This is a genomic window from uncultured Wocania sp., assembly GCF_964021735.1.
Taxonomy (GTDB): domain Bacteria; phylum Bacteroidota; class Bacteroidia; order Flavobacteriales; family Flavobacteriaceae; genus Wocania_A.
Genome location: NZ_CAXIBN010000004.1, coordinates 1 through 12,772 on the forward strand (window position 1 = coordinate 1; position 12,772 = coordinate 12,772).

Here is a 12,772-nt window from a genome sequence, read left to right on the forward strand (position 1 = left end):
CAGCCTTTAAAACATGACCACCGTCAAAGACGGTGGTTTTTTAGACTGAAATAAATAATTACAGTCTCTACATTCCATTTACTTAATTGCGACTAAAGATTAATGTTGTAACATTCTCCCATAAAACTCATCTTTTTACAGAGCAACCTACATTGTTTTGATTCTTAATTCCAAACTTTCTTAAAATAGTTTCAAGTAAGCACCATTTTGTAAATGCCGATTGGATTAAGTTAAGACCAATAAATACTGTAAACCACATCCAATTTGGGTTCACATAAACGGTAAGTACAACGCTCAATAAAACCATTGTACCTACAATAACTCTAAAATACGTGTTTAACATTTTTATTTAATTTAAGATTAGATAAATTTCTCAATAGGAACAACAACTGCCTTTATTGGGTTGTTGGTTTCTAAATTTGAATTGAATTCTTCTATATATTGAAATAACACTTCAATATGATCGTCCTCTGTAAAAGAAAAAAACAATCGTGATTCATTACCAGTCTTCTCGCCTACAAACCAACTTGAAGCCGTTAAAATTGAAGCTCCATTTTTATAACCATCAATATCTGAACTACTAAAGTTTTCAATATTTGCTTTTTTGAACAGTTTTAAAACCTCATTCTGAAACTGTTCTACCGCTGTTACTATTACTAATTTCATTACTTATAATTTTTGCGTTCAATCATATAATACACCAAAGGAACGACCAGTAGGGTTAATACTGTTGACACGATAGTTCCTCCCATCAACGATATGGCCAAACCTTGAAAAATAGGGTCAAATAAAATTACGAATGCACCTATTACCACCGTTCCAGCGGTTAGCAAAATGGGTGTTGTACGTACTGCGCCAGCTTCAATTGCGGCTTGTTTTAGCGGCACACCTTCCGCTGTCCTTAAATTGATGAAATCAATGAGCAGTACAGAGTTTCTTACCATAATTCCTGCTAAAGCGATCATACCAATGAATGATGTCGCTGTAAAGAATGCTCCCATGAGCCAGTGTCCGAGAATAATTCCAATTAAAGATAATGGAATGGCAACCATCATCACTACTGGTGCTTTAAAGTTTTGGAACCAGCCTACAATTAAAATATAAATCAAGATAATAGCGCCTAAAAAGGCGATTCCTAAATCTCTAAATACCTCCAAGGTTATTTGCCATTCACCATCCCATTTCACCGTATAATCATCTTCAAAATCTGGCTGCCCCAAATACATTTCGTTTATTTCATATCCTTGAGGTAGCGGTATGTCTTTTAGCTTCTTCTCCATTCCTAAAATGGCATATGCAGGACTTTCTAAATCACCAGCCATATCAGCCATTACATACACTACACGTTTTTGATTTTTACGGTAAATGCTTTTAGCCGTAATAGTTTCACTAATAGTTACTAAATCCGCTATTGGTACCATATTGCTTTGTTTCGACTTTACTTTTAACTGTGAAATGTCCATAACGGTCGATTTTTCCTTTTCATCTAAAGCCAATACTAATCCTACTTGGTTTACTGCATCTTCATCATACAAATTGGTAATAGCTCTATTGGACAATGCCATATTCATCGTAAAGGCAATTTGCTTTGGTGCTACACCATATAGCATCGCTTTTTCCTTATTAATTTCAAATTGATATTCGGTTTGGTCATCTTCAACCATCCAATCGATATCAACCACATCTTCTGTGTTTTTTAAGATGTCTTGAACATTGTTTGCAATCTTTATCTGCTCACTGTAATCCGGTCCATAAACTTCAGCAACAATTGTTGATAATACTGGTGGTCCTGGCGGCACTTCTACTAATTTTACATTGGCATTATATTTTGCAGCAATCTTTTGAATGTCTGGTCTAAACAATTTGGCAATATCGTGGCTTTGGGCACTACGCTCACCTTTGTCCAATAGATTGACTTGAATATCTGCCATGTTGCTTCCACCACGCAAATCGTAATGACGTACCAAACCGTTAAACGTAATTGGTGCGGACGTACCAATGTAATTCTGGTAATTCACTACTTCTGGTCGTGATGACAAATATTGTGCAATCTCTTGCGTTACAACGCCTGTACGCTCTAAGGTTGTACCTTCTGGCATATCAATAACCACTTGGAATTCATTCTTATTATCAAAAGGCAACATTTTTACAGCAACTGAATTAGTAAAAAACAAAGCCATAGTTCCCATTAAAACAGCGAACGTACCACCTAAAAACAACCAACGCTTTCCTTTACTCTCCAAAAGTGGTCTTTCAAATTTGTTATAAATCTTGTAAATGCGCGTATCCTCAATGGCTTTTTCCGGTTTTTCTTCAACGCCTTTCTTGTCTTTTTCCCTTAAGAAAATATATCCTAAATATGGTGTAATTGTTAAAGCGACGAATAATGAAAGAATCATTGCAATAGATGCACCAATTGGCATTGGCGCCATATACGGCCCCATTAATCCTGAAACAAAAGCCATGGGCAATACCGAAGCAATTACGGTAAATGTGGCGAGTATCGTTGGATTCCCAACTTCGTTAATGGCATAGAGCGCAGCTTGTTTAAAAGGTAAGCGTTTCATCTTAAAATGCCTGTGCATATTCTCTGCGATGATAATCGAGTCATCAACGACGATTCCCGTAACAAAAACCAATGCAAACAATGTGATTCGATTTAAAGTATAATCGAGCATATAATAACTTAAGAGCGTTAATGCAAACGTAATTGGAACTGATAAAAACACAACCAATCCACCTCGCCAACCCATTGCGAGCATTACAACAATTGTAACTGCGATGATAGAACCTATAAGGTGTAATAATAATTCTGATACTTTGTGTGAAGCCGTTTCACCATAATTTCTTGTAATTTCAACGTGTACGTCATCAGGAATTAAGTTTTTTCGTAGATGTTCCACTTTATCGATAATTACTTCCGCTATTTTCATTGCATCAGCACCTTTGCGCTTCGCCACCGAAATGGTTACGGCAGGGTATTCAGATTTATAGGTGGAAGCTTTTTCACTCCCTTTACCAAAACCTAAACTGACATAGTTCTGCGGAACTTCCGGACCATCAATAATGGTTGCTACTTGTTTTAAGTAAATAGGCTGATTTTGTTGTACGCCAACCACTAAATTTTCGACATCAGTTACCGATTCTAAGAACTTTCCTGTATTGACCAAAAATTCGGTATCATTCTTATCAAAACTCCCTGAATTTAACTGTGAGTTATTGGCTTTTATCATTTCAGAAACAGACAAAAAATCCAATCCGCTTGACGCTAGTTTATCTTTATCTAAAACCACACGCAACTGACGGTTTCTTCCACCAATTTTGTGTGTGATTGCAACATCATTCACCTTTTTTATTTCCGCCTCTAACTCTTGAGCCATTTGACTTAATTGGTAATCGTCGTAATTTTCGCTCCATAATGTTAAACCTAGCATTGGCACATCATCAATAGCGCGTGTTTTCACAAGAGGAAACGTAACACCTTGCGGCATTTGATCCATGTGTTTATTGATTTCATTGTAGAGTTTTACAAATGAACGTTCGATATCTTCGCCCACATAAAATTGAACAATGACCATTCCTTGCTCTTTCATCGAAGTAGAATACACATATTCTACACCTTTTATGTTCGAAATTAACTGCTCTAAAGGTTTGATGACTCTTGACTCTACTTCCGTTGGACTTGCACCTGGATAACCTACAAAAATATCTGCCATTGGCACATCTATTTGTGGTTCTTCCTCACGTGGAATTAAAAACGAACTGTAAACACCAACAACCATAAATACAATCATTAAAAGCACCGTAAGCTTCGACTGTATAAAGATTTTTGCAATTTTTCCTGCGATTCCTTCTTTCATTTTGCTATGGTTATTGAATTGCTATTTTTACACCGTTATAAAGTTTTCCATCTGCAGAAACTATATACGTTTCGTCGGCTGATAAACCAGATAATACTTCTACCTGATTCCCGAAGGTTCTGCCTAAACGCAACCAACGTAACAATGCTGTATTGCTCTCGCTTACCGTATAGACACCTGATAGTTGACCATTGTTTATAATGACATTTTTTGGTATCAGAATCATTTCAGTTGTCGTTTTTTTCTCAACAGGAAATTGAACGGATGCAAACATTCCTGATAGGATATTAGCATCAGTTCTATTTAGGGCAATTTTCACTAAATATTGTCCTCCTGTATTTTTTGCAGAAGTGCTAATTTCAGCTACGTTTCCTTTCAATGTTTTATTGATAGATTTTACCAAAATATCAACTTCAACACCCTGCTTTATCTGAGAAATTTCAGTTTCTGGAACCATTGCCATCACTTCAAAGTCTCCTAGGGATTCTATGGATAGTAATGGCTGGCCTGGATTAGCCATACCTCCTTCCTCAACTGTTTTAGCAGTAATAACACCGCTAAATGGTGCTGTAATATTGGTGTAGGCATATTGAGAGTTAACTTCGTTTTTCATCTGCTTTGCCGACTCCAAACGGGCTTTTGCCATTTCATAACGTGCCGTCATATCATCAAGTTCCTTTTGTGAGGCACTATTATCTGCAAAGAGATTTTGAAAACGGTTATAGTCTTTTTGGGCATTGTTAAAGGCTACGGTAGCTTCTGTAATACCAGCATTTACTTGGGCACTTTTGGCCTGTAAATCAGCATTATTAATAGCTACCAACAATTGACCTTTTTTTACTTTGTCTCCAACATTTACGTTCACCTTGTTAACATAACCCATCATTCTGGTGCTTAAATCTGCACTATTTACTGATTGGATTTTACCACTAACAGATAAGAATGGATTATTATTAGATTCTGACACTTTACTAACCTGCACTTTGATTTCAGAAGCATTATCTGCAACAGGTTTTTTGTCATCTCTACCACAACTCGCCAAAAGTAAAGTGACAGATAACGTAAGGATTGTATATGTTTTTTTCATTTTAATGATTATTCTTTGGTTAAAAATTGTAAATAAGCTTTTGCGTAATTGAATTCGAAAATGGTTTGGTAATATTCTAGTTGTTTTTGAGCATATTGTGTTTCTGCCAATAATAAATCGGATGTTTTTTCAAGTCCTTCTTTAAATCTATTGCCTCTAATACGTAAGGATTCTTTTGATTGCTCCATTGCCAAGGCTGTTAAATTCAGTTTGTTTTTAGCATCTAGCAATGCTCGTTTTGCCTTGTTCAATTCTAAATTGCTCTGTGAAACATATTGATCATATTCCAGTTTAGATTTTTCAAATTCAGCCTTACTTTTTTGTGCTTTTCCAAAACGCTTAGAACCTTGAAAAATATCCCAACTTAATTGTGCTCCAAATAAGTACCCATTAGCATTACCTTGAAAAATTTGATCATCATAAAGTTCATAACTTCCAAAGGCATTCAATCTTGGTAAAAACGTCATCTTATCAGCTTTGTTCAATGATTCATAAGCATTGCTAGCCAGTTGCATTGCTTTGATGTCTGCACGGTTTTCCGAAACTTTTTCACTGGTTTCAACATTGATGGTGGTGACCGATAAGCTGTCACTTGGTTGATAGATGGCATAGGTTTTATCATTCATCAAAAATGACAAGTAATTTGACGCATTTTGTACATTGCTTTTTGCAGTCTGCAATTGGTTTTGAACTTCGATAACTCGCACTTCTACAATCAAAACATCTGCACGTTGCAGGTAGCCTTGCTTAAAACTATTGTCTGCCAATTTTTTATTTGCCAAAGCAGTTTGTAAAGCTTTTTCCAAAACTTCAACACCTTTATATGCCAATTGTAATTGCATGTATGCTTTTTCGACTTCCAGCTTTAAATATTCACTTGTTCTTTGCTGCTTCAAAGACATTGCTTCCATTTTTGACTTTGCCGCTTTGCGTTGGTAGATGCCATCGAAGTTGATTAATGGTTGTTGGATTTCGAACTTTGTGGCAAAGTTTTCAATTTGTGAAGGGTTGTTTAATAAAGTAGGATTGAAATCGTTTTGGGTTAAAATTTCTTGATTCAGTTTAGAACCAAAAGCCATTAACGGATTTGTAGTTGCAATACCTGTATGACTTGCTGTGATACTTGGTAGAAATACAGCATTGGTTTGTCTATAATCTGCTTTGGCAGCATTAAATTCTTCTTCAGAAACCCTTATAGAAGTATTATTTTCTGATACTTTGAATAAGGCTTCTGTTTTCGTTATTGGAATAGCTTGTTGGGCTGTGATAATTTTAGACCAAAGCAAAAATGATATAGTAAATAGATAAATTATCTTTTTCATTAATTATTAATTTGTGAGACAAAATTACGTTAGCTAATAACTAATGTCTGTAACATAGGTTACCATAGAGAAAAAGAAATCTGTTTTGATATGGATTAGATTCTAAAGAGGTAAAGCTTCAATGAATTTATTCTATCTTTTAGTAAGATATACTTTGAAGATTTGATTGCTAGCTATGCTTTGAGTGCCGTTGTTTCTAAAAAAAATATTTTCGCTGGAACTTTCAATACCTCCATAGATGTAACCAATTAAAGTTTTCCCCTTTGTAAAGGCATTTAAATCAACAATTTCATTTTCTAAGTAGATCGTCTCGTTAGATGCAGGAATAAATTCGGCACCAGAGCCTAAGAAAGCTGGCATTTTTATTCCCAAATCTTTTTCAATCATTAATCCATCAGGATTTCTAACTACCATACTTATTGTTTTAACAAATGGAACATCATCATCTTTAACGAGCTTTCCATTTTCATCGTAATGATATTGGCTTAGGCCACCAAAAAAAACCGTATTCATTTCTTTTGTTTCAGAATTATAAATTGGGACTTTTGCGCTATGATACTGACTTAAAAGTTGATTAAAGTCGTTATTCACTTGGTAACCAGTTTCGTTCACATCGACGGTATTTAGCCAAGGTATATTTGCATCGTATTGAAATACTCCACTAAACATTGTAAATCCTTTTGTGTCATCTGGAAAGATTTGTGGAACCATATTGTAGTCTCTTCTATGTAAATTTTGTTCATCTTTAATGGCAGAATATTCTTGAATTGATAGATTAGTACCATCATCAACTATTTTGAAGGTTCTAATTTCATTTGTGTACTCTTGAGTAAATCCAGGACCGTGATTTGGACCCATTGGATTATATCTTCCTTCAAAATATTGACCACCGCACAAATAAAAAGTATCGTTCAATAGACCTAGTTGACCTCCTGTTACCGCCAAATTATAATCTGCAATTTGTCTAAAATAGGATGTGATATTTGACTTGTTTATAATCGCATTTACTAACCCATCTATATCTATTGCGGTTAAATTTGGATAAGTAATATGATTTCTTTTTGTATCACTATATCCGTAACCTCCTATTACATATAGTGTATTGTTTCTTTGATGAAATTCTTGGTTTGTAGATTGCAGTTGTTCAAAAATAGTTGCTGGTAAAACGTCTAAATCTGCTTGCCAAGTTTTTTTAGTAACAGGATCTATTACAAAAGCTGAAGTATTATTTTCTTTTTTCAAGAATGCTTCAAAAGGTCTTCGTTTGTGTAAACCGTCTATTCTACCTCCTACAATTAGCCATTTACCATCAGTAGTTTTTCCTAATGAGTATGATTGAATTCCTGGTGCTTCATTTATTGAAAATGGCTCTACTTGTATCGTAAATTGCTCTTGAGCAGAATTATAGCCTACTAAAAAGAATAAAAAAAACAAAGATAGATAAATGTTGTATTTCATATTTTGCACCTTGATTTTACTAGAAATTTTTATTAAAACTAATTACATTGTTCGTGACTATCGTTTGTGATAGAATCAAATTCTTCTTGTGTCAAAAATTGAGGCTCGTAGGTACTGCCAGAATTTTCGATTGCAGATACAAAACTTCTTAAATGATTACGCGAACCACATTGTAGTCTTCCGAAAACAGATATTATTTCTGTATTGTTAGTGGCATTGATATTTGTTTCTAAATCTACAATATCTAAATCTTCAATAGTTGCACCTATTTGTAGTGCATTAGCTTGACTTATCGCTCCATCAATTACAAATTGATTATATAAATTTTGCATATCTTGATTTACGAATTCGCCAAAAGGTAAAATAGTATATTTAATATTATATTGAATTAACAAACCTTCGACTGAATCCATATGGGTCTGTTCACTATTTTTAATATTAGCAAATTGATTCACAGACCATAGATTGTCTAAATAAGCATAAGTGTCTCTAGCCAATTTTTCTTCTTCTAGCATAAACAGCGAAGCAGCTTTATCTGCTTCGGTTAATGTTTGGTTGGTTGTATCATCGTTAATATCGTCATTATTATCACTACATGCCGATAAAAAAGCGAGTGATATAGCTAATATTAGAACAGGAATTGCTCGGATAAATAGTGGCTTTCTCATCTTTTTTTATTTTAAATTAACACCATAAATTTCTGAAATAATAAGGTATAAGTCAGCTACATTTGTTACACAATTGAACAAAAAAAGAGAGCCAACAACTCTCTTTTTTCAAGATATTAATCAAATATCTTACTAACCAACCAAAAAACTAACAATCACATCAGTTAACTTTTCTAGTGCCTCCATGTCCACCAGCAACAACGATCATTATTTTTATACTTAAATAGATAAATTTGAAGAACTGGATGATAGGATTCATCATTTTAAATCTTTGATATTTTGATATTCTTTGTGTCATGATTTTTATATTTTTTATTCAGGAATCAGCCACCAAAAAGGTCGCATTTTAGCCTTGTAAATAAAGGCATAGTGTAAGGCCAATTTTAGCCAATGACCTGCTAAACCAATTTCTCCAAAAGTTTTTCCCAATTGTCTTCCTTGTGTTTTTGGATATTTTTCATAATCTGGAACTATTGGGTATGTCGTTATACTTACACCACTTCCTTTTGTCATTCCAAAACCAGCAGAGGCAATACAGGCTGCTCCCATATTTCCCATAGAACCTTTGTGATTTAAAGATTCTTTTCCATTTTTAATCGTATCAATAATGTTATCGGCTACCAATTTTGCGGTTATTCCGGAAGGCATTCCTGTTCTTGGTGGTGCAGGTGAAATATCTGTTCCGTTTTTACTTTTTCTTGGTTTAGAAATGGCATGAGGTGGCGCAAAAGCAATGCCTGGTGCAAAAATGTTTTTATAACTTGGGTTTTGATAGGTTTCTGGCCAATCTCTAACAGACCATTCTTCATACGGTTTAGGCGTATAATCTGCATCGACTATCATAAAACCTTTAAAGAGTTTTTCTGTAATGTCATTTTTATTTTTATCGTATGCCTTAAAACCGTGACCAGAAAATGATGGGATTAGCATTGCAAAATCATAGGTTTCGGTTTTATATTCACCTTCTAGATTTTCGTAATGAGCTACACCATCTTCAATTTTATTTACACCTGCTCCAAGAATCCACTTAATGTCTCTGTCTTCAAAAATCATCTCTACCATCTCGCTTGATTTCATGGTCATACTACCATAACTCAATAACATACCATCCATCCCAAAATCGCCTAATTTATGTTCGTTAGCAATCCATGTGACTTCAGCCATATCACGTACGTTATGACGGTGTAATTCCTTTTCCACATTTAAAATATACTCAAAAGCTGCGCCTTGGCAGGTAGATTTGGCATGACCTGTGCCAATTAAAATTTTAGCTTTTTTACCTTGTTTCATTTCTTGAATCAGGGCATTTAACCCATCCCACGCATGGTCTGCATGTGTATAGGTACATACTGAATAGGTTTTGTTTTTGCCAGGAATTAATCCTTCGGTTGCTTCAAAATTTAATCTAGGACCAGTCGCGTTAATCAAGTAGTCATAAGTTACCTTTTCTTGTTGTCCTTTGTTTTCTCCAGTAACATATTCTGCCAACACATAAGGCTTTTTTTCCGCTTTATCACCTTCAGGAAAAAATGAAATCGCTTTTGCTTGTTTATAACCTATGTTTTTCTTTTTATATAATGGTGCTAACGGGAACAGAATTTTTTCAGACTTCATTCTACCGATACCAACCCAAATATTGGATGGAATCCATTGGTAATTACTGTTAGGCGACACGACTAAAACTTCGTGTTCTTTAGATAGTTTTCTGCGCAAATGTGCTGCTGCAACATGACCAGATATACCTGCTCCTAAAATGACAATTTTAGACATTTTAAAATTTTCAATAAAGGTAATTTTCTTTTCAAAGCTTCACAGTAACTTTGGTTACACAAGTGGTTCAATTTGTCTTTTTTACATCTCGAAACAACCAAACCCCATATTAGCTTGGGTTAGTATAACACAACTTTTTTACTTAATTAATAACACCTTGTATCCTAACTTCTGACAAACCAATATTTTTCATCTTTTCTTTTCCATCAATCAACTCTTTTACCAAAATAACATCATTCTCTATAAGCTGATGCTTTTCCTTTTTACTTAAAGTCGTTAATGTTGTTACAGGGTACAAGTCTAAAGAGTCTATATTAGCTTTCAATCCATTATTTTTTGGGTAATCCCAACTTAACAATGTTAATCCAACACATTTTGCATAGTTAATGGCGTCTTCTGTAAAACGGGTATTTGTAACCAACCAGCCCTGTTTAAGATGTGTGTTATGTTTTGAATTTGAATTCCATACTTTTTGAATATCTAAAAATCGAGAATTAATATATAATGGTATTTTTACATTGCTCGTGGCTTTGGCATCAGAATGAAATTTACATTCAATAGCATATACATTTCCATCTTTTTCTGCCAATACGTCAATTTCGTGTGTGATGCACTCACCATTTAAAATAACGCTGACTTTGGTATTATATCCTTTTTCCTGTAATAAGGCACCAACCAACCTTTCAAACGGACAACCTGTTGGTCCTAAATCGAAAAGTGCACGTTTTAAACTATAGCGCGAAGCAGAAATCTTATTGTATTGTTTCAATAAGGAAAATGCTCTTTTATAGATTTCGTTTGAAGAAATGCCATCATAGATGTAGGGTTGCATTTTATCTGAGATAATTTTTACTTCATTTTTTAAAGTGCCACAGGATTGAAGTGATTGTTTTAATTTTTGAATGGAAAAAGGCTCGATTTCCTCAGTATTTTTCTTTACTAGTAGTTGCTTCTCTAACATGATTTGATAGTTTTAAAAACGTAATGTTTCGGTCATAACTCCAAAACGGACTATAGATAATTGTCGTTCAAAATAAATATTGTAATAATCTATTCCGTGATGTAATTGAACAAATAACCCAATGTCTTCTAAAAATTTTGGATGGTAATAAAAGGTAAGGCTTCCGTTAAATCTTTTTAAATCAAAAACATCCATATTATTAAAATTGTCCAACAATATTGTTACTTCAGCTTTTAGAGAAAAATTGGCTCTTTTATTTTCATGAGTCGATAATGGAAACTTAAACGCTGTAAATGTATTGTGCCACCTTAAACCGCTATACTGTCCTTTTAATTCTTGTAACATCCAACTTTTTGGGTGAATTTCAATAGAACTTTTGAAGGTTTTTATAGCTTTTATCTTGTTGCTATATTTCGTATTAAGAAAACCTAATTCAAAAAAGTTAGTGGCGAAATTTCCAGATTGCAGATTGATCGTACTGTCTTCATTATAAAAATTACCATCCTGTCCATTGGAATGGTGTGCTAATTTACCAAATAGAACCAAACAGTTAAGCTTATCTGTTTTATTGGCAACATAGTAAAAAGATATCTGTGGAATATAGCTTGGTGTACGAACAGGAAATGACTCTTCATTAAACATCCTGATAATTATTTGGGCTGTTAACACAGCCATTAACTTCGAGTCTTTTCGTTCTCTTACAACAAATGACGGATTGACATTGGCTTCAAACATTAGGGGTTCAATATTTCCAATATCAGTTGGAAAAGTGATATAACTATCGGTTTGATTAATTAAAGCTATTTTGTGCAAATCCAGATGTGGTATTGTGTCCTCATCTTTTTGAGAAAAAGCAAAATGGAACGTGAATAGGGTCAATATATAAATTACGTATCTCATTGAGTCCTTTCACCGAGCCACCATTTTGGCTTGACCTGAGTTTTAACCAATCCAAACTTTTTAATGGAATGTGTTTCAATATGAGCAATTAAATCTTCCACTGAATCGGTTACAAATAGTAGTTTCATGTCTTCTAGACTGATACTCTCATTTTCTGCCATTAATTGAATATGTTGACATAATTCTCTGTGATATTCCGAATCGAAAATAACTACAGGGAAATCTTGAATTACTTTGGTTTGAATTAACGTTAATGCCTCAAACAATTCATCTAAAGTGCCAATCCCTCCCGGCATGATTACAAAAGCATAAGAATACTTTACAAGAATTACTTTTCTTAAAAAGAAGTATGGAATATTAATCCATTTGTGTAAATAAGGATTTGGTTTTTGTTCAAAAGGTAAAATAATATTGCATCCAACCGAGTTTCTACCAGCTTCAAAGGCACCTTTATTGGCAGCTTCCATAATTCCTGGTCCACCACCTGTCATTACCGTAAATCCTATTTTTGCCAAAGCTGCTCCTATTTTTTCGGCATTTATATAATACTCTGAATCTTTTGTAAATCGAGCAGAACCAAATACTGTTACACAAGGCCCAATAAAATGCATTTTTCTAAAGGCTTTAATGAAATTAAAAAAGACTTTAAAAGCAAAGGATAATTCCTTAAATCGAGATAAAGGGCCACGTACAAATAAAGATTCGTCTTTAGATAATTTGATGTTTTTTACTAGTTCCATACCTCA

11 protein-coding genes are annotated in these 12,772 nt (G+C 34.1%); all 11 read right to left on the bottom strand.

Going from position 1 to position 12,772, the window contains the following annotated elements:
* Nucleotides 1–127: 127 nt before the first annotated feature.
* Nucleotides 128–343, bottom strand: coding sequence for a DUF2892 domain-containing protein (locus AADI82_RS00740; protein ID WP_341214556.1), 216 nt, complete (start codon nucleotides 341–343; stop codon nucleotides 128–130).
* 17 nt (nucleotides 344–360) lie between these two features.
* Complete coding sequence (locus tag AADI82_RS00745) at nucleotides 361–666, bottom strand: hypothetical protein (protein ID WP_341214557.1); 306 nt, start codon at nucleotides 664–666, stop codon at nucleotides 361–363.
* Complete coding sequence (locus AADI82_RS00750; RefSeq protein ID WP_341214558.1) at nucleotides 666–3,860, bottom strand: efflux RND transporter permease subunit; 3,195 nt, start codon at nucleotides 3,858–3,860, stop codon at nucleotides 666–668. The genes AADI82_RS00745 and AADI82_RS00750 overlap by 1 nt, the downstream gene beginning before the upstream one ends.
* Nucleotides 3,861–3,870: 10 nt before the next feature.
* On the bottom strand, nucleotides 3,871–4,947 hold the full coding sequence (locus tag AADI82_RS00755; RefSeq protein WP_341214559.1) for an efflux RND transporter periplasmic adaptor subunit: 1,077 nt from the start codon (nucleotides 4,945–4,947) through the stop codon (nucleotides 3,871–3,873).
* Between the two features lie 8 nt (nucleotides 4,948–4,955).
* A complete protein-coding gene (locus AADI82_RS00760) occupies nucleotides 4,956–6,269 on the bottom strand; it encodes a TolC family protein (RefSeq protein WP_341214560.1) in 1,314 nt (437 codons plus the stop codon).
* A 132-nt stretch (nucleotides 6,270–6,401) separates the two neighbouring features.
* The gene (locus AADI82_RS00765; RefSeq protein ID WP_341214561.1) at nucleotides 6,402–7,727 is read right to left on the bottom strand and encodes a hypothetical protein; all 1,326 of its coding nucleotides are present in this window, start codon (nucleotides 7,725–7,727) and stop codon (nucleotides 6,402–6,404) included.
* A gap of 38 nt (nucleotides 7,728–7,765) precedes the next feature.
* Nucleotides 7,766–8,395, bottom strand: a complete 630-nt coding sequence (locus AADI82_RS00770) for a DUF2202 domain-containing protein (protein ID WP_341214562.1) — start codon at nucleotides 8,393–8,395, stop codon at nucleotides 7,766–7,768.
* A gap of 312 nt (nucleotides 8,396–8,707) precedes the next feature.
* Complete coding sequence (locus tag AADI82_RS00775) at nucleotides 8,708–10,165, bottom strand: FAD/NAD(P)-binding oxidoreductase (RefSeq protein WP_341214563.1); 1,458 nt, start codon at nucleotides 10,163–10,165, stop codon at nucleotides 8,708–8,710.
* Between the two features lie 142 nt (nucleotides 10,166–10,307).
* Complete coding sequence (locus AADI82_RS00780) at nucleotides 10,308–11,126, bottom strand: restriction endonuclease (RefSeq protein ID WP_341214564.1); 819 nt, start codon at nucleotides 11,124–11,126, stop codon at nucleotides 10,308–10,310.
* Between the two features lie 12 nt (nucleotides 11,127–11,138).
* Nucleotides 11,139–12,026, bottom strand: coding sequence for a hypothetical protein (locus AADI82_RS00785; RefSeq protein ID WP_341214565.1), 888 nt, complete (start codon nucleotides 12,024–12,026; stop codon nucleotides 11,139–11,141).
* Entirely contained in the window at nucleotides 12,023–12,766 is a 744-nt protein-coding gene (locus tag AADI82_RS00790) for a TIGR00730 family Rossman fold protein (RefSeq protein ID WP_341214566.1), read from the bottom strand. Before AADI82_RS00790 ends, AADI82_RS00785 begins: the two co-directional genes overlap by 4 nt.
* Between the last annotated feature and the right edge of the window lie 6 nt (nucleotides 12,767–12,772).